This is a genomic window from Streptomyces sp. NPDC104202 (assembly GCF_055584185.1).
Map to the genome: position 1 here is coordinate 70958 of NZ_JBVJMN010000006.1, position 18594 is coordinate 89551.

Sequence of the window (18594 nt, forward strand, 5' to 3'; positions counted from 1 at the left end):
CCCGTGGAGCGACGGGGGCGGCCCGCGTCGTCCGCGCCCCGGCCGCCACACGGGTCCCGCCCGGCACGCGCTCTTCCCCGCCCGCCGGTGCCGTGTGAGCATGAGCCATGACCGCCCTCGACGCCGCTCACGGCACCCCGGCCGCCTCCCGTTCGTACGACGCCGTCATCGTCGGCGCCGGCCACAACGGCCTCGTCGCCGCCGCCTACCTGGCCCGTGCGGGGCGCAGCGTCCTCGTCCTGGAGCGGCTGGGCTCCACCGGCGGGGCCGCCGTCTCGACGCGGCCGTTCGCCGGGGTCGACGCCCGGCTGTCGCGCTACTCGTACCTGGTCTCCCTGCTGCCGGACAAGATCGTGCGCGAGCTGGGACTGCGGTTCGCGGTGCGGAAGCGGTCCATCTCGTCGTACACCCCGAAGGGCGACGGGGGACTGCTCGTCGGCGGCGGAGCCGACCGGACGCGCGCCTCGTTCGCGGCGCTCACCGGTTCCGACCGGGAGTACGGGGCGTGGGAGGCGTTCTACGCCCGGACCGCCCGGGCCGCCCGCCGCATCTTCCCCACGCTGACCGAGCCGCTCCCCACCCGGGACGCCCTGCGGGCCCGGCTCGACGACGCCGGGACGTGGCGGATGCTCTTCGAGGAACCCCTCGGCGTCGCCGTCGAGCGGGACTTCGACGACGACCTGGTGCGCGGGGTCGTCCTCACCGACGCCCTCATCGGCACCTTCGCCGACGCCCACGACCCGACGCTGCTGCAGAACCGCTGCTTCCTCTACCACGTCATCGGCGGCGGGACCGGGGACTGGGACGTCCCCGTCGGCGGCATGGGCGCCCTCACCGACGCCCTCGCCGACGCGGCCCGCGCCGCCGGGGCCACGATCGTCACGGGCCACGAGGCCACCGGGATCGAGACCGACGGGCGCCGCGCCGCGGTCGCCTACCGCACCGCGGACGGCGAGGGCGTGGTCGAGGCGGAGCACGTCCTCGTCAACGCCTCCCCGAGGGAGCTCGCGGCGCTGCTGGGCGAGACGGCCCCGCCCGCCCCCGAGGGCGCGCAGCTCAAGGTCAACATGCTGCTGACCCGGCTGCCCCGGCTGCGCGACCGCTCCGTCGACCCGCGGGAGGCGTTCGCCGGTACCTTCCACATCGCGGAGGGGTACGGGCAGCTGGCCGCCGCCCACGCCGAGGCCACCGCCGGGAGGCTGCCGAGCGCCCCGCCCTCCGAGATCTACTGCCACTCGCTCACCGACCCGTCGATCCTGGGCCCCGGCCTGGCTGCCCGGGGGTACCAGACCCTGACGCTCTTCGGCCTGCACACCCCCGCTCGTCTCTTCGCGGCCGACAACGACGGCGCCCGCGCGGCCCTCCTCAAGGCGACGCTCGGTCAGCTCGACGCGTACCTGGACGAGCCGATCGAGGACTGCCTCGCCCTGGACGCGGACGGCAGGCCCTGCATCGAGGCGAAGACCCCGCTGGACCTCGAACGCGACCTGCGCCTGCCCGGCGGCCACATCTTCCACCGCGACCTCTCCTTCCCGTACGCCCAGGAGGGCGCCGGCCGCTGGGGCGTCGAGACCGGGCACGCCAACGTGCTGCTCTGCGGGGCGGGCGCGGTCCGCGGCGGCGGGGTGAGCGGCATCCCCGGCCACAACGCGGCCATGGCGGTCCTCGGCCACTGACCCGACCCCGAGCGGACCGGAGCCGGCCGGACGACGACCGGCAGAACGACGACCGAGCGGACGACGACCGAGCGGACCGGAGCCGACCGGCCGGTCGACGAGCGAGCGGACCGGAGCCGAGCGGTGGACGCCCGAGCGGACGACAGCGGGGCGGACGACCGCGGGCGGACCGTGCCGTGCCACGGCGGTCGCCGGCCCGGCCCCCGCCGTTCGGCCGAGTCGCGTCGCCCCGTCCCCTCCCGCGGTGTGAAGCTGATCTGCGAGCGCGCTTAAGAAATCCTCGATGGACCACGGGCGCTCCGTACGGAAGATTCTCTTCCAGGGATCTTGGGCACGCAGCCGTGCCCTTCCCCGCACATCACAGGACACGCACGTCGGGAGCCGTTGCATTGAAGGCGCTGGTCAAGCTGAAGGCGGAGCCGGGACTCTGGCTCACGGACGTGCCCGAGCCGGAGACCGGCCCCGGAGACGTACTCATCAGGGTCAAGCGGACCGGTATCTGCGGTACCGACCTGCACATCCGCTCCTGGGACGGCTGGGCGCAGAAGACGATCGCCACGCCGCTGACGATCGGCCACGAGTTCGTCGGCGAGGTCGTCTCCGTCGGCCGTGACGTCTCCGACATCGCCGTCGGTGACCTGGTCAGCGGCGAGGGCCACCTCGTCTGCGGCAAGTGCCGCAACTGTCTCGCCGGCCGCCGTCACCTCTGCCGCGCGACGATCGGCCTCGGTGTCGGCCGGGACGGCGCCTTCGCCGAGTACGTGGCGCTGCCCGCCTCCAACGTCTGGGTCCACCGCGTCCCCGTCGACCTGGACGTCGCCGCGATCTTCGACCCCTTCGGCAACGCCGTGCACACCGCGCTCTCCTTCCCGCTCGTCGGCGAGGACGTCCTCGTGACCGGCGCGGGTCCGATCGGCATCATGGCCGCCGCCGTCGCCAAGCACGCCGGCGCCCGCAACGTCGTCATCACCGACGTCAGCGAGGAGCGCCTCGCCCTGGCCCGCAAGACGGGCGTCTCCCTCGCCCTCAACGTCGCCGAGCACACCATCGCCGACGGTCAGCGCACCCTCGGGCTGAAGGAGGGCTTCGACGTCGGCCTGGAGATGTCCGGCAACCCGCACGCGATGCGCGACATGGTCGCCAACATGACCAACGGCGGCAAGATCGCCATGCTCGGCCTGCCCGCCGAGGACTTCGCCGTCGACTGGGCGAAGATCGTCACCTCCATGATCACGGTCAAGGGCATCTACGGACGCGAGATGTTCGAGACCTGGTACGCCATGTCGGTGCTCCTGGAGGCGGGCCTCGACCTCAGCCCCGTCATCACCGGCCGGTACGACTACACGGACTTCGAGGCCGCCTTCGACGACGCGGCCTCCGGCAAGAGCGGCAAGATCATCCTCGACTGGACTGCGGGAGCCTGACCCATGTTCGATTCCGTACGCGACGACATCCGCGCCACCCTCGAAGAGATCCGCGAGGCCGGGCTCCACAAGCCCGAGCGCGTCATCGGCACCCCGCAGTCGGCCACCGTCGCCGTCACCTCGGGTGGCCGCCCGGGCGAGGTCCTGAACTTCTGCGCCAACAACTACCTCGGCCTCGCCGACAACCCCGAGATCGTGGCCGCCGCCCACGAGGCCCTCGACCGCTGGGGCTACGGCATGGCGTCCGTCCGCTTCATCTGCGGCACGCAGGAGGTCCACAAGGAGCTGGAGGCGCGCCTGTCCTCCTTCCTCGGCCAGGAGGACACGATCCTCTACTCCTCGTGCTTCGACGCCAACGGCGGAGTCTTCGAGACGATCCTCGGCCCGGAGGACGCGGTCATCTCCGACGCCCTCAACCACGCGTCGATCATCGACGGCATCCGCCTCTGCAAGGCCCGCCGCTTCCGCTACGCCAACCGCGACATGGCCGACCTGGAGCAGCAGCTGAAGGAGGCCGCGGAGGGCGGAGCCCGGCGCAAGCTCATCGTCACCGACGGCGTCTTCTCCATGGACGGCTACGTCGCCCCGCTCGCCGAGATCTGCGACCTGGCCGAGCGCTACGACGCCATGGTCATGGTCGACGACTCGCACGCGGTCGGCTTCGTCGGTCCCGGCGGCCGCGGCACCCCCGAGCTGCACGGCGTCATGGACCGCGTCGACATCATCACCGGCACCCTGGGCAAGGCCCTCGGCGGCGCCTCCGGCGGCTACGTCGCCGCCCGCGCCGAGATCGTCGCCCTGCTGCGCCAGCGCTCGCGCCCGTACCTCTTCTCCAACACCCTCGCCCCGGTCATCGCCGCCGCCTCCCTCAAGGTCCTCGACCTGCTGGAGTCCGCGGGAGACCTGCGCGAGCGGCTCAACGCCAACACGGCGCTCTTCCGCTCCCGGATGACCGAGGAGGGTTTCGACATCCTCCCCGGCGACCACGCCATCGCGCCCGTCATGATCGGCGACGCGGCCGTCGCCGGCCGGATGGCCGAGCTGCTCCTGGAGCGCGGCGTGTACGTGATCGGCTTCTCGTACCCCGTCGTGCCGCAGGGTCAGGCCCGCATCCGCGTGCAGCTCTCCGCCGCGCACTCCACGGAGGACGTGAACCGGGCCGTCGACGCCTTCGTCGAGGCCCGCGCCGCCCTCGACGCCTGACGGCGTGAGCAGGGCTCCGGCCCTGCGAGACTAGGAGCATGATCGAAGCGCGGCGGTTGCACATCCTCCGAGCGGTGGCCGACCACCGCACGGTGACGGCGGCGGCCGCCGCGCTGTATCTCACCCCCTCCGCCGTCTCCCAGCAGCTCGCCGCCCTGGAGCAGGAGACCGGCCACCGGCTCGTCGAGCGCAGCGCCCGGGGCGCCCGGCTCACGCCGGCCGGGGAGATCCTGCTGAGCCACGCCAACGCGGTCCTCGCCCAGCTGGAGCGCGCCGAGTCCGAACTCGCCGCGTACGGCTCCGGCGAGGCCGGCACGGTCACCGTCGCCGCCTTCGCGACCGGCATCGGGCTCGTGGTGGCCCCGGCCATCACGGCACTCGCCCGCACCGCGCCCGGGATCCGGGTCCGGGTGCGGGACGCCGAGGGCGACGAGAGCCTGCTGATGGTCCTCGACCGGCAGGTCGACGTGGCGGTCGCCGTCGAGTACCGGGGCGCTCCCGGCGAGGACGACGCCCGCCTCACCCGCGTCCCCCTCTACGCCGAGCCGTTCGACGCCGTGCTGCCGCCCGGCCATCCGCTGGCGGCCGGCGGGCGGGTCGCGCTCGCCGACCTCGCGAAGGACGCCTGGATCGGGCAGTCCGTCGGCAACCCCTGTCGCGACGTGACGGTCCTGGCCTGCGAGTACGCCGGTTTCGCCCCGCGTCTGGAGCACGCCTCCGACGACTTCCGCGCCGTCGTGGCCCTCGCGGCGGCCGCCGCCGGTGTGGCGCTGGTCCCGCGTTCCGCCCTGCGCGGCATGGAGCTCACCGGAGTGGAGGTCCGCCCGGTCGACGGAGTCGCGCCGACCCGCCGGGTGTTCGCCGCCGTCCGGCGCGGTGCGGAGGAGCACCCCCTGATCAGTCCGGTCCTCGCGGCGCTCGGCGACGCGGCCGGCCCCGTCGGCTGACGGCAGACTTCCGGACGATCACGTCCTCGTGCAGATGCTCCAATCTCGAACATTTCTCTGATATGCGCAGGTGGGCGGGTTGTGCAAGCTTGTACGGCCCGTCGGCCGGGCGCGCCGAAGGCCCGTCCCGCCGGGTCCCGCACCCCGTTTCAGCTCCCCGAACGACCAATCGGTCGGGCCCGTCGGATGTATACGGCCGGAAACCGGCGACGGATGTGCGATCACTCTTCGCGTCGACAAGACTCCCCTCCGCAGCCGATCGGCTCGCAACCCCCGTTCCACCCACGCGAAGGGACACCCCCGTGCGTTACGTCCGTACTGTCGGCGCCACCGCGCTCGCCACGGCCACCGGCCTCACCCTCATCGCCACCGCGATCACCGGCACCGCCGAGGCCGCTCCGGCGAGCCTCTACCCGCCGTCGGCGCTCGTCCTGACCCTCGGCGAGGGCGACGGCCCCGGCACGGCCAGGATCGTCCGCGCGGTCACCCTGAGCTGCGCCCCCACCGCAGGCGGAACCCACCCCAGCCCCGCGTCCGCGTGCGCCGAACTGGCCGCGACCGGCGGCGACCTGGGCGCCCTGACGATCGCGCCGGGCGACCGCCCCTGTACGCGCGAGTGGGCCCCGGTCACGGTCACCGGCGACGGCGTCTGGCAGGGCAAGCGGGTCTCGTGGTCGGCCACGTACGGCAACGCCTGTCAGCTGCGCGCCCGCACGGCGTCGGTGGCGGCCCTCACCTTCTGACGCCTCCCGACGCCGCGACGCGCGGCCGAGCCGCCCTGGGCGGTTCGCCTCACGGCAAGACGGCCGGGGTCCCTCGCGGGCCCCGGCCGTTCCGCGTGCGGGGGCTGCCGCGCCGCCCCGCCACCCGGCTGTCGGGGAGGCCAGGGCCGGACGGGGCCGCCGGACCGCCGGTACCGCCCGGCGAGGCCACCGGCGCGGGCTCAGTCCGCCGACCGCTCCCAGCCGCGGGCCTCGATCCGCGCGCCGTCCGCGGGGCGCGCCTCGTCGAACAGCGTCCGCCCCGCGGCGTCGAGGAGCCGCAGCCCGTCCACGTACACGCCCCGGCCGACATGGCGCCGGTCCGTGGTGTACCGCCAGCGCAGCAGCGGGTGCGCGGCGGGCAGGGGAGCGGCGACGGTGTGCCAGCGGCGGCCGGACCAGCCGTCGACCGAGCCGGCCGGGTGCGCGAGGTCCCCGTCGGTCGTGAAGGGGACGGGGCGCCAGGTGCCGCCGCCGTCGGCCGAGGCTTCCAGGACGACGGGGTCGGTCCCCGGCTCGGTGTCCCACCAGAGCGCGCACCGCAGCAGGGCGGCCGCCGGTGTGGGGGGCAACGTCAGCGTCGCGGTGCTGTCGCTCGCCATTCCGGCGAACCAGGGGGGCCGCCCGTGGCCCGGCCGGGTCGGCGCCCCGGGAGCGCCGCCGCTCCGCTCCCGGCGCACCGGCACCGCCCGCGCCAGGGCGTCGGCGGCGGCGACGCGGGGCGCGGAGCCGGAGCGCCAGGACCGGACGGGGTGCACGGAGTTGCCGAGGACGATCAGGAAGGAGTCGGTCGTCGGGTCCAGGACGACGCTGGTGCCGGTGAAACCGGTGTGGCCGGCGGTGTGCGGGGTGGCCATCGCCCCCATGTACCAGTGCTGGTGGAGCTCGAAGCCGAGGCCGTGCGCGTCGCCGGGGAAGGCGGTGTTGAAGTCGGTGAACATCAGCTCGACGGAGGCGGGGGAGAGGATGCGGGCGCTGCCGTACGCCCCGCCGTTGAGGAGGGTGCGGGCCAGGACGGCGAGGTCCCAGGCGCGGGAGAAGATCCCGGCGTGGCCGGCGACCCCGCCGAGGCCGTGGGCGTTCTCGTCGTGGACCTCGCCGTGGACCATCCCCCGGTCGAGGCCGGACCAGGGGGGCCGGGCGTCCTCGGTGGCGGCGATCCCCGGGCGCCACGAGAGCGGCGGGTTGAACCGCGTGCGGTGCATCCCGAGCGGAGCGGTGATCTCGTCGTGGAGCAGGGTGTCCAGACCACGAGCGGTGATCCGCTCCAGGATCACCTGGAGCGCGACGAGGTTCAGATCGGAGTAGAGGTACGCGGACCCCGGGAGGTGCGCGGGCCGCTCGTCCCACACCAGCCGCAGCATCGCCTCCCGCGTCGGCTCCCGGTAGAGGGGGATCCAGGAGCGGAGCCCCGAGGTGTGGGTGAGCAGCTGACGGACCGTGACGTCCTGCTTGCCGCCGCCCCCGAACTCGGGGAGGTACGCGCTGACCCGCTCCTCCAGCTCCAGGGCCCCGCGCTCGATCTGCTGCACCGCCAGGATCGAGGTGAAGAGCTTGGTCACCGACGCCAGGTCGAAGACCGTGTCCTCGGTCATGGGGACCCGCCGGTCGGGCGGCAGCTCGACGCCGGTGTCCGTCCGCTCGTCGTACGCCGCGTACCGCACCGCCGATCCGATCGCCCGGTGCAGGGCGACGGTCCCGCCGCGCCCGGCGAGCAGCACGGCGCCCGCGTACCAGGGATGGACGGGCGAGGGGCCGAGGAAGGTCTCGGCCTCCGCCACCAGCCGGTCCAGATGCGGGGCGAGCAGCCCCGCCCGCCCGGCCGCACCGCGTCGCAGCGTGGTCCGCCGGGCCGCCGTGAAGCGACCGGCCCGGTCGGCGGCCCCGTCACCGCCGCCGGCCGTGGCGCCGGCCCCCCGCTCCGGGGACGCCCCCGCCCCCGGCACCGTGCCGATCATCACCGCACCTCCGAGGGCCAGTACGCCGCCGCCGAACGCGCGCCGGCTCGGACCCCTGTCCTTCGTCCCGTCGTCCGTCATGCCCACCCTCTCCCACGGAGGGCCGCGGTGAAACTCCGGCGTGCCGTCCGCAAAGAATCTGACGATGCATCAGAAAAAGTCTTCCCTCCGCCGGACCGCTGCGGCATCCTGCCGCCCATGAAGACGGAGCTGAGTCGCACCCTGGGGATCGAGCACGCCATCTTCGGCTTCACGCCCTTCCCCGCGGTGGCCGCCGCACTCACGAGAGCGGGCGGGTTCGGCGTCCTCGGCGCGGTCCGCTACACCGCGCCCGACGACCTCGCCCGCGACCTCGACTGGATGCAGGAGCACACCGACGGCCTGCCCTACGGCCTCGACGTCGTGATGCCGGCCAAGAAGGTCGAAGGGGTCACCGAGGCCGAGGTCGAGGCCATGATCCCCGAGGAGCACCGGGCGTTCGTCCGCGCCACGCTCGCCCGGCACGGCGTCCCCGAACTCGCCGAGGGCGAGGCCTCCGGCTGGCGGATCACCGGCTGGATGGAGCAGGTCGCCCGCAGCCAGCTGGACGTCGCCTTCGACTACCCCATCCGGCTCCTCGCCAACGCCCTCGGATCCCCGCCGCCCGACGTCGTCGCCCGCGCCCATGACCACGGCGTCCTCGTCGCCGCCCTGGCCGGCAGCGCCCGCCACGCCCGCCGCCACGCCGAGGCCGGCATCGACGTCGTCGTCGCGCAGGGATACGAGGCGGGCGGCCACACCGGCGAGATCGCCTCCATGGTCCTCACGCCCGAGGTCGTCGACGCCGTCGCCCCGCTGCCCGTCCTGGCGGCCGGCGGCATCGGCAGCGGCGAACAGATCGCCGCCGGGCTCGCCCTCGGCGCCCAGGGCGTCTGGCTCGGATCGATCTGGCTCACCACCACCGAGGCGGAGCTGCACTCCCGCGCCCTCACCGACAAGCTCCTCGCGGCCGGTTCCGGCGACACCGTCCGCTCCCGCGCCCTCACCGGCAAGCCCGCCCGCCAGCTCCGCACCGAATGGACCGACGCCTGGGACGACCCGGCGGGCCCGGGCACCCTGCCCATGCCGCTCCAGGGACTCCTGGTCGCCGAGGCCGTCTCCCGCATCCAGCGCCACGAGGTCGAACCCCTCCTCGGCACCCCCGTCGGACAGATCGTCGGCCGGATGAACTCCGAGCGCAGCGTCCGGCAGGTCGTCGACGACCTCACCCGCGGCTTCGAGCAGGCCGTCGACCGCATCAACCGCATCGCCGGAAGGAGCGCCCAGTGAGCACCGGACCCACCGGATTCTGGTCCCAGGCCGCCGCCGAGCCCGAGCGCACGGTCCTCGTCGCGCCCGACGGCGAGGAGTGGAGCGCCGGCCGTCTGCACGCCGAGGCCAACCGCCTCGTCCACGGGCTGCGCGCCGCCGGCCTGGAACGCGGCGACGCCTTCGCCGTCGTGCTGCCCAACGGCCCCGAGTTCTTCGCCGCCCACCTGGCCGCCACCCAGGCCGGCCTCTACCTCGTCCCCGTCAACCACCACTTCGTGGGCCCCGAGATCGCCTGGATCCTCGCCGACTCCGGTGCCAAGGTCCTCCTCGCGCACGAGCGGTTCGCCGAGACGGTCACCCTCGCCGCCGACGAGGCCGGACTGGCCGCCTCCCACCGGTACGCGGTGGGCGCGGTCCCCGGCTTCCGCCCGTACGCCGCGCTCCTCGACGGCCAGGACGACGCCGCGCCCGCCGACCGCACCCTCGGCTGGGTCATGAACTACACCTCCGGCACCACCGGACGGCCCCGCGGCATCCGCCGCCCCCTCCCCGGGAAGCTCCCCGAGGAGACCCCTCTCGGAGGCTTCCTCGGCATCTTCGGCATCCGGCCGGCCGACGGCAACGTCCATCTCGTCTGCTCGCCGCTCTACCACACCGCCGTCCTCCAGTTCGCCGCGGCCGCCCTGCACATCGGCCACCCCCTCGTCCTCATGGACCGCTGGGCGCCGGAGGAGATGCTCCGTCTGATCGACCGGTACGCCTGCACCCACACCCACATGGTGCCCACCCAGTTCCACCGCCTCCTCGCCCTTCCCGGCGACGTCCGGGAGCGGTACGACGTCTCCTCGATGCGCCACGCCATCCACGGTGCCGCGCCCTGCCCGGAGCACGTCAAGCGCGGGATGATCGACTGGTGGGGCCGGTGCGTCGAGGAGTACTACGCGGCCAGCGAGGGCGGCGGGGCCTTCGCCACCGCCGAGGAGTGGCTGAAGAGGCCCGGCACGGTCGGCCGGGCCTGGCCCATCAGCGAACTCGCCGTCCTCGACGACGACGGCGAGCGGCTGCCGCCCGGCGAACTCGGCACCGTCTACCTGAAGATGAACACCGGGGGCTTCCGCTACCACAAGGACGAGGCCAAGACCGCGAAGAACCGGATCGGCGACTTCTTCACCGTCGGCGACCTCGGCGTCCTGGACGAGGACGGCTACCTCTACCTCCGCGACCGCAAGATCGACATGATCATCTCCGGCGGGGTCAACATCTACCCCGCCGAGATCGAGGCGGCGCTCCTCGCCCACCCCGCCGTCGCCGACGCCGCCGCGTTCGGCATCCCGCACGCCGACTGGGGCGAGGAGGTCAAGGCCGTCGTCGAGCCGGCCGAGGGGCACGAGGCCGGGCCGGCCCTCGCGGAGGCGGTCCTCGCCCACTGTGCCGAGCGCCTCGCCGGCTTCAAGCGCCCGAAGTCCGTCGACTTCATCGCCGTCATGCCCCGCGACCCCAACGGCAAGCTCTACAAGCGCCGGCTCCGCGACCCGTACTGGGAGGGCCACGAACGCCCGCTCTGACCGCCTCCGGCCGCTCGCCCGCGGGAAGAGGACCGGCCCGTCCCGGCCCGTCCCGGCCGGTCCGGGACGGCGTGCGACGGCGATCGGCCGAGGGGACGCAGGGGGCGACGGATGGAGGTGCACCGGGAGCGGCTGCCCCTCAGGCTCCGGGGTCCAGCAGCGGGAGCAGCCGGGACTCCTCGTGGGCGAAGTGCTCCTCCAGCCGGGCGGCGAGGCGGTCGACCTCGGCGCGCAGCACGGCCGGGGTGGCGCCGGAGGCGAGGAGGGCCTCCAGCTCGCCGACCGTGCGGGCGACCGCGCGGTGCTCGCGGCGCATGCGGTCCAGCGAGTCGGCGAGCTCGGGGAACCGGTGCTCCAGAAGGCCGAAGACGGAGTCCTCGTTGTGGTGGTGGGCCTGGAGCGCGCCGCACAGGGTGAGGCAGTGGCGCGCGAGTCGCCCCCCGAGGGTCGGTGCGTGCTCCAGGCCGTCGCGCAGGGCGGCGAGTTCGGCGCGGAGTCCGTCGTGCACCGTGACCAGGTGGGCGGCGACGGCCCGCAGGCGGGCCGGGTCGGCGAGGTCCGTGCGATACAGGGCGACCACGGGGATGAGGCGGACCGTGCCGGCCTGGTAGGCGGCGAACGAGGGGTCCCGGGCGCACTGTTCCGCGAAGAGCCGGTCGCGCTCCTCGCCCTCCGTCACCACTGCCGTCGCCGGGAACCGCTCCACGGTGCCCTCGGGGGTGCCGATTTCCACGTCCACCCGCGCGTCGGCCCGGAGGTTGTGGAACCAGGCGGGGTGGTGCGGCCCGCCGGCGTCGGACGCGTAGACGAGGAGCCTGGAGCCGTCGCGCGTGAACACGGCGGGGGTGGTGTGCGCCCGCCCGCTGCGGGCGCCGGTCGTCGTGAGGAGGAGTAAGGAGGCGCCTTCGAACATGCCGCCCACGCGGCCGCCGTGGGCGCGGAACTCCTCGATGACCTGCTGGTTGAACCCGGACATGGCTGTGCCCTTCGATAGCATCGACCCCGGAAGATCTATTTGCTTTGAAAGCAAAGCTAAAAGGGAGGGTGCAGGGTGTCAACCGCACGCGAGGGGGAGGGCGGTGCCGGGGTGCCCGGGAACGGCGCCGGGCCCGACGTCGACGACGCCGTCCGGACGCTGCTGCTGCTCATGCCGCGCATGGTCGGACGGGTCAAGCGCATCCGGATCCCGGACGAGCTGCAGTCGCTCGCCCTGGCCCCCCGTCATCTCTCCCTCCTGGCCTACCTGCTGTTCGACGGGCCGCTCGGCGTCAACGAGCTCGCGGCGCGGCTGGGGGTCGCCCCCACCACCGTGAGCCTGATGGTCGGCGACCTCGCCAGGCAGGGCGTCCTGGAGCGGACCGAGGACCCCGCCGACCGCAGACGGAAGATCGTCTCGATCGCCGCGGCCCACCGGCCCGCCATCGACGGCTGGCTCGGCCGCAGTGCCGGCGCCTGGCGCGCGGCCCTCGGCCCCCTCAGCCCCGCCGAGCGCAGGATGTTCGTCGACACCCTCGCCGCGTACGAGCGCGGGCTCGCCGGCCAGGACGCCTGAGCCCGCCGGGGCCGCGCGGGCCGGAGCCCGGCCCCGGCCCGCGCGGGGGTCCGCCCCGCCCGGGCCCCGGTGGAGCGGTGCGTCCGAGCGGGGCTCCCGGTGCGCCGGTCCGTCCGCCGCCTCGGGCAGAATGCCCACCGGCGGCCGCGGAGGAGGCCGGGGCGACGGACGGGGAAGAGGCGGGAATGGCGGTGCGGGAGGACGTCGACGTGCTGATCGTCGGCGCGGGGCTTTCGGGCATCGGGGCCGGCTGTCACCTGCTGGCGGAGAACCCCGGCGGCACGTTCGTCATCCTGGAGCGCCGGAGCGCGGTCGGCGGGACCTGGGACCTGTTCCGGTATCCGGGGGTGCGCTCCGACTCGGACATGTCCACCTACGGCTACCGCTTCCGCCCCTGGCACGGCAGCAAGGTGCTCGCCGAGGGCGGGCTCATCCGCCGCTATCTCCAGGAGACGGCCGACGCGCACGGCGTCTCCGAGCGCGTCCGCTTCGGCCGCCGGGTCGTCCGGGCGGACTGGTCGGGCGAGGAGGGGCGCTGGACCGTCGAGTCGGTCGACGAGTCCACGGGCGCGACCGAGATCCGTACCGCCCGCTTCCTCGTCGGCGCCACCGGCTACTACGACCACGACGCCGGTCACCGCCCCGAGTTCCCCGGCGAGGAGGAGTTCGAGGGCACGCTGGTGCACCCGCAGCACTGGCCCGAGGACCTCGACCACACGGGCAGGCGCGTGGTCGTCGTCGGAAGCGGCGCCACCGCCGTCACCCTGGTCCCCGCGATGGCCGAGACCGCCGCGCACGTCACCATGGTCCAGCGCTCGCCGTCGTACGTGCTGACCCTTCCGGCGGACGACCGCTTCTCGCTGCTGCTGACCAGGCTGCGCGTGCCGGCCGGGCTCGTCCGGCGGGCGGGGCGGGCCCGCAACATCGTGCTGCAGAGCGCCCTGTACGCACTGTGCCGCCGGGCTCCCCGGCTCATGCGCGGCGTGCTGCTGCGCGCGGTGCGGTCCCGGCTCGGCGACGGCGTCGACATGCGGCACTTCACCCCGGCGTACCGGCCGTGGGACCAGCGGCTGTGCGCGGTGCCCGGCGGAGACCTCTTCGCCGCGCTGCGGAGCGGCCGGGCGTCGGTCGTCACCGACCGGATCGAGACCTTCACCAGGACGGGGGTCAGGGTCGCCTCCGGCGAGGAGATCCCGGCCGACATCGTGGTCACGGCGACGGGCCTGCGGATGCGGCTGGCGGGCGGCGTGGCGCTCTCGGTCGACGGGGAGCCCGTCGTGCTGCGCGACCGGCTGCTCTACAAGGGCGTCCTGCTGGACGGCGTGCCGAACCTCGCGATGGTCATCGGCTACACCAATGCCTCCTGGACGCTGAAGGCCGATCTGGCCTGCGCGTACGTGGGCCGGCTGCTGGCGCACATGGGCCGCCGGGGTCTCACGGTGGTGACCCCGGTGGCCACCGCGGCCGACCGTTCGCCGGTGTCGGTCCTGGGCGCCTCGCTGACGTCCGGTTACGTCGTCCGCGCCGACGCGGTCCTGCCCCGGCAGGGGACCAGAGGCCCGTGGCGCTTCCGGAACGACTACTTCCATGACCGTCGCGCCCTGCGCCGCGCCCCGATCGAGGACGCCGTACTCCGGTTCCGGTGACCGATTGATGCCCATGAGGGCGTAGTTGCGGGGCCGCCCGTCGAAGTGGTGCCGCCCTGGGGCTTGTCAGTGCAATTTCACATTACTATGTTACAGCGCACACGGTCCGATGAACGTCTGTCAAACGCCGTAGGAAACAGACCCGTTCAGGGACCCCATCCCCACCCCGACCCCCCTCACCGGCAGGAGTCCCCTTGTCCCTCCACAAACGTGTGCGCTCGTCCCTGCTCGCCTCCGCCGTCGCGGTGACCCTCATGGCCTCCGTCGGCCAGACCGGCGCCTCCGCGACGAGCGCGGAAGGGATCCCCTCCCCGGCCCCCGCGCCCGGAGCCGTCGCGCCGCAGGCGGCGACCGGGGCCCACCCGCTCGACGAGGTCGAGCACGTGGCCTCCGCGTCCCGCACGACGTTCGGTCCCGCCCCCGCCCCCGGCGGCCTCGCCACCGGCCGCGTCCCCGGGCGCGCACCGGCCGCCACCGCTCCCGCCCGCAAGGCCGCCGCCCTGGCGGCCCCGAACGCGGCCGCCACCGAGACCGCCGCCGGCGTCCCGTGCACCCTGGACGGGATCACCGGCCTCGCCCCCGAGCGGTTCGCCGACTTCCTCGCCGACCCGGCGGTCACCGCCGACGGCTGTCTCAGCGGACTGATCTGGACCTGGGACGCCCGGCTCGCCCCCGTGATGTCCGACGCCCACGTCCAGGCCGTCGCCCGCCGCATATCCGGCCTGGCCGCCTCCCACGACGGCCGGAACTCCTCCCACCTGGAGGAGATGTTCACCTACCTGCACGCGGTCGTGTACCACGACTTCTCACGCGGCGAGATCGACACCACCGACGCGCCCACGGTGGACGCGATCACCCGGGCCGTCACCGCCTTCGGCGACGCGGCCCGCACCTTCGACGTGACCAGGAGCAACGCGAACACCCTCCGCGAAGCCCTCTACGCCGCCAGCGGACCCGGCCTGCGCCACCGCCAACTCGGCCTGGTCAAGCGGGTCCTCGCCACCATGGACCCGGGCCGGCCGACCACCCACCTCGACGCCGCCTGGGCCGGCGCCGCGCTCGCCGCGCTCTCCGTGAACTACCTCGGCGTCTACCCCGGCAACCAGGACACCGCCTTCCACACGGCCGTCGCCGCCGACCCCTCGTACCGCGCCGCCTTCCGGGCCTTCGCGGGCTACGCGCACCTGAAGGGCACCGCCAACGCCTGGGTCGCCCGCGACGCCCTCAGCGAGTACGGCCGCTTCGGCCAGGTCACGGCCCTCAGGACGGAGATCGTCGCCGACCTCGGCAGCGTGTACGGCACCGTCGTCACCACCTTCGGCACCGGAAGCCAGCAGTGGGCCAAGGTCGTCACCTGGCTCAACTTCTACGAGGCGTGCAAGCCGTACGGCGTGTGCAAGGCGGACATCGAGAAGCAGCTCTTCCCGTACACCTACACGTACGACAACGGAGCCATCAAGGTCCGCACCGCACTCGACCGGGCCACCGTCGACCAGCTCTACTACGCCGGCAAGCAGGTCAAGGCGCAGTACCACCGCGTCCTCGGTACCGACCGGCCGCTCGCGGGCGACACCAACACCACCCTGAACATCGTGCTGTACGCCTCCCGCGCCGACTACGAGAACTACCACCCGATCCTCACCGGGTACGACACGAACAACGGCGGCATCTACATCGAGAACGGCGCCACCTTCTACACGTACCAGCGCCGCGTCCCCCAGGACTCCAGCCTCACCCTGGAAGAGCTCTTCCGGCACGAGTACGTCCACTACCTCAACGGCCGCTTCGCCGTCCCCGGCACCTTCGGACAGGGCCCCTGGTACCAGGGCGACCGCACCACCGCCATGGACGAGGGCACCGCCGAGTTCTTCGACGGCGCCACCCGCGACGACGGCATCGCCGTCCGCAAGTCGCTGGTCCGGGGCATCGTCAACGACACGGCCGGCGGCGGCCCGCGCATGAGCGTGCGCCGGCTGCTCCACGCCACCTACGCCGGCGACGGCTTCCGCTTCTACAACTACGCCGGCACCTTCTTCGAGTTCCTGTGGACCGAACGCCCCTCGCTGCTCCGCGAGATGTACACCCACCTGCGGAACGACGACGTCGCCGCCTACGACGCCTGGCGCGACCGGCTGAGCGCCGACGCCGGCCTCCAGCAGGGGTACGACCGCTTCCTCGACGCGCAGATCGCCCAGATCGACCGGCTGTACGTGCCGAACACCACGTACACGGCGAACGGGAGCCTGCGCGACGCGGACGTCTCCGCCGTCCGGTCGGCCTTCGCCACCGCCACGTACAACAACCCCGACTGCGTCGAGGCCGGCGAACCGGGCAAGCACCGCTTCAGCTGCACCGGCCGGATCACCGCCAACCTGTCGGACGCCGGCAACCCGGACAAGGTCTTCAAGGACATGTCCGAGACCGTCGACTACTTCCTCCTCGACCGCGCCGGCGCCGCCTCCAACAACCTCGCCGACATGAACTGCTCCTTCGGACCCGTCGACGTCTGGGCCTCCCGGGTCGCCGGCACGTCGGACTTCACCTGCGAAGGCCCCCTGCGCAGCTGACCCACCACCGTCCGGCCCGGCCCCTCCCGCGCGGGAGGGGCCGGGCCGGCTCTCCGCCCCTCCCCGCACGCCCCTCCCGGAGGCCGTACGTGAGCACCACCCCGCTGACCGTCCGCACCACCGACTATCACACCGCGGGCGAACCCTTCAGGATCGTCGACGAGGACCTGCCCCCGATCCCCGGCGACACCGTCGCCGAGCGCCGCGCCCTCGCCCGGCGCGCACGCGGCCCCCTCGACCCGCTCCGCCGCCTCCTGGTCCGCGAACCCCGCGGGCACTCCGGCATGTACGGCGGATTCGTCGTCCCGCCGGACGACGACGGCGCCCACTTCGGCGTCCTGTTCTGGCACAAGGACGGCTACTCCACCGCCTGCGGCCACGGCACGATGGCACTCGGCGCCTGGGCCGTCGACACCGGACGCGTCCGCGCCCCCGACGACGGCGACGCCGTCGTCCGCGTCGACGTGCCCTCGGGACGCGTCACGGCCACCGTCCACCGCGCCGGCGGCCGCACCACCGGCGTCACCTTCCGCAACGTCCCCACCCGCGTCCTCGCGCGCAAGAGGCCGGTGACCACCGGGCACGGCACCGTCGAGGTCGACCTCGCCGACTCCGGCGCCTGCTACGCCTCCCTGCCCGCCGCCGCCCTCGGCCTCGACACCGCCCGCGAGGCGCTCCCCGCGCTCGTCCGGGCCGGACGCGAGATCCGGGCCGCGCTCCCGGAGCACGACGTCTACGGCGTCATCCTCTACGAGGACCTGCCCGACACCCCCGACGGGCCGCACCAGCGCAACGTCACCGTCTTCGCCGACGGCCAGATCGACCGCTCGCCCTGCGGCTCCGGCACCTCCGCCCGTCTGGCCCTCCTCGGCGACGACGGACGCCTCGGCCCGGGGGAGACGCTCACCCACCAGTCGGTCGCCGGCACCGTCTTCACCGGACGCCTGCTGTCCGGCGGCGTCACCGAGGTCACCGGAACCGCCCACCGCACCGGCAGCCACACCTTCGTCCTCGACCCCCACGACGCACTGGGGACGGGATTCCTGCTGTGAACGACCTGCTCCGCATCGACGCACCGGCCGTGCGCCGGCTGCTCACCCCGGCGGCGGCCGCCGACGTCCTCGCCGCCGTCCTGCACGACGGATTCGACCCCGAGTCCGCGCCGCCGCGCACCTCCGTCGCCGTCCCGGCCGGCGAACTCCTGCTCATGCCGGCCGCCCTCGGTCCATACGCCGGAGTGAAGATCGCGGGCGTGGCGCCCGGGAACGCGGCCCTCGGACTGCCCCGCATCACCGGCTCCTACCTGCTGTTCGACGGGACGACCCTGCGGCCGCTCGCCCTCCTCGACGGCGCCGCCCTCACCGAGCTGCGCACCCCGGCGGTGTCCGCGCTCGCCGTGCGCCGGCTGACGGCCGACGACCGGCCGCTGCGGCTGGTGCTCTTCGGCACCGGCCCCCAGGCGTACGGCCACCTGGAGGCGGTCCACGCGGCCCGCCCGCTCGCCGACGCCGTCGTCGTCGGGCGCGACGCGATCGGCGCGCGCACCCTCGCCGGATACGCGCGGAGCCTCGGCGTCCCCGCCCGCGCCGGGACGCCCGGCGACGTGGCCGGAGCCGACCTCGTCGTCTGCTGCACCACGGCCCGCGAACCCCTCTTCGACGGACGGCTGGTGGCACCCGGCGCCACCGTCGTCGCCGTCGGCTCGCACGAGCCCGACGCCCGCGAGACGGACACCGCGCTCGTCGCCCGCTCCGAAGTGTTCGTCGAGGCGCGCGGCGCGGCCCTGCGCGAGGCCGGGGACCTGCTCGTCCCGACCGCCGAGGGCGCGATCGAGGAGGACCACATCGCGGGCGACCTCGCCGAGCTGGTGACCGGCCGCCGCACGCCGGTGGCCGGCCGGCCGCGGTTCTTCAAGAGCGTCGGCATGGCCTGGGAGGACCTCGCCGTGGCCGGCGCCCTGTACGACGCGGCGCTCGCCGGCCTCTGACCCCACCGCCGAGATCGC

Annotated in this window: 14 protein-coding genes; 12 read left to right on the forward strand and 2 right to left on the reverse strand. The window is 74.2% G+C overall.

What is annotated here, in order from left to right; translation table 11 throughout:
- Positions 1 to 107 precede the first annotated feature (107 nt).
- The 5 genes from ACZ60W_RS06240 to ACZ60W_RS06260 all read left to right on the forward strand — a co-directional run bounded on the left by ACZ60W_RS06240 (position 108) and on the right by ACZ60W_RS06260 (position 5993).
- Positions 108 to 1676: a phytoene desaturase family protein gene (locus ACZ60W_RS06240; protein WP_469754188.1), complete on the forward strand. Its 1569-nt coding sequence runs from the start codon at positions 108 to 110 to the stop codon at positions 1674 to 1676.
- A 389-nt stretch (positions 1677 to 2065) separates the two neighbouring features.
- A complete protein-coding gene (tdh, locus tag ACZ60W_RS06245; RefSeq protein ID WP_469754189.1) occupies positions 2066 to 3100 on the forward strand; it encodes an L-threonine 3-dehydrogenase in 1035 nt (344 codons plus the stop codon).
- Between the two features lie 3 nt (positions 3101 to 3103).
- The gene (locus ACZ60W_RS06250; protein WP_469754190.1) at positions 3104 to 4303 is read left to right on the forward strand and encodes a glycine C-acetyltransferase; all 1200 of its coding nucleotides are present in this window, start codon (positions 3104 to 3106) and stop codon (positions 4301 to 4303) included.
- 38 nt (positions 4304 to 4341) lie between these two features.
- Complete coding sequence (locus ACZ60W_RS06255) at positions 4342 to 5250, forward strand: LysR family transcriptional regulator (RefSeq protein ID WP_469754191.1); 909 nt, start codon at positions 4342 to 4344, stop codon at positions 5248 to 5250.
- A 302-nt stretch (positions 5251 to 5552) separates the two neighbouring features.
- Complete coding sequence (locus ACZ60W_RS06260) at positions 5553 to 5993, forward strand: subtilase-type protease inhibitor (RefSeq protein WP_469754192.1); 441 nt, start codon at positions 5553 to 5555, stop codon at positions 5991 to 5993.
- A 200-nt stretch (positions 5994 to 6193) separates the two neighbouring features.
- Here the strand turns inward: ACZ60W_RS06260 and ACZ60W_RS06265 are convergent, their stop codons facing one another.
- On the reverse strand, positions 6194 to 8050 hold the full coding sequence (locus ACZ60W_RS06265; protein ID WP_469754193.1) for a serine hydrolase domain-containing protein: 1857 nt from the start codon (positions 8048 to 8050) through the stop codon (positions 6194 to 6196).
- Positions 8051 to 8167: 117 nt separating this feature from the next.
- On the opposite strand from ACZ60W_RS06265, the gene ACZ60W_RS06270 reads away from it, so the two are divergent.
- Positions 8168 to 9277 carry an NAD(P)H-dependent flavin oxidoreductase gene (locus ACZ60W_RS06270; protein WP_469754194.1) on the forward strand — a complete coding sequence of 370 codons (1110 nt, stop codon included), beginning with the start codon at positions 8168 to 8170 and terminating at the stop codon, positions 9275 to 9277.
- The gene (locus ACZ60W_RS06275; protein WP_469754195.1) at positions 9274 to 10824 is read left to right on the forward strand and encodes an acyl-CoA synthetase; all 1551 of its coding nucleotides are present in this window, start codon (positions 9274 to 9276) and stop codon (positions 10822 to 10824) included. The genes ACZ60W_RS06270 and ACZ60W_RS06275 overlap by 4 nt, the downstream gene beginning before the upstream one ends.
- Before the next feature lie 139 nt (positions 10825 to 10963).
- Here ACZ60W_RS06275 and ACZ60W_RS06280 read toward each other — a convergent pair whose 3' ends face one another.
- Positions 10964 to 11800 (reverse strand): nitroreductase/quinone reductase family protein, encoded by an 837-nt coding sequence (locus ACZ60W_RS06280; protein WP_469754196.1) that lies wholly within the window; start codon positions 11798 to 11800, stop codon positions 10964 to 10966.
- 171 nt (positions 11801 to 11971) lie between these two features.
- Here ACZ60W_RS06280 and ACZ60W_RS06285 point away from each other — a divergent pair, with 171 nt between their 5' ends.
- From ACZ60W_RS06285 to ACZ60W_RS06305, 5 genes are all read left to right on the forward strand, one after another.
- Positions 11972 to 12376 carry a MarR family winged helix-turn-helix transcriptional regulator gene (locus tag ACZ60W_RS06285; RefSeq protein WP_469754288.1) on the forward strand — a complete coding sequence of 135 codons (405 nt, stop codon included), beginning with the start codon at positions 11972 to 11974 and terminating at the stop codon, positions 12374 to 12376.
- Positions 12377 to 12561: 185 nt separating this feature from the next.
- The gene (locus ACZ60W_RS06290) at positions 12562 to 14022 is read left to right on the forward strand and encodes a flavin-containing monooxygenase (protein ID WP_469754197.1); all 1461 of its coding nucleotides are present in this window, start codon (positions 12562 to 12564) and stop codon (positions 14020 to 14022) included.
- Positions 14023 to 14216: 194 nt separating this feature from the next.
- Complete coding sequence (locus ACZ60W_RS06295; protein ID WP_469754198.1) at positions 14217 to 16589, forward strand: collagenase; 2373 nt, start codon at positions 14217 to 14219, stop codon at positions 16587 to 16589.
- Positions 16590 to 16678: 89 nt separating this feature from the next.
- Positions 16679 to 17641 (forward strand): proline racemase family protein, encoded by a 963-nt coding sequence (locus ACZ60W_RS06300; RefSeq protein WP_469754199.1) that lies wholly within the window; start codon positions 16679 to 16681, stop codon positions 17639 to 17641.
- Positions 17638 to 18576, forward strand: coding sequence for an ornithine cyclodeaminase family protein (locus ACZ60W_RS06305; RefSeq protein ID WP_469754200.1), 939 nt, complete (start codon positions 17638 to 17640; stop codon positions 18574 to 18576). Before ACZ60W_RS06300 ends, ACZ60W_RS06305 begins: the two co-directional genes overlap by 4 nt.
- The last annotated feature ends 18 nt before the right edge of the window (positions 18577 to 18594 follow it).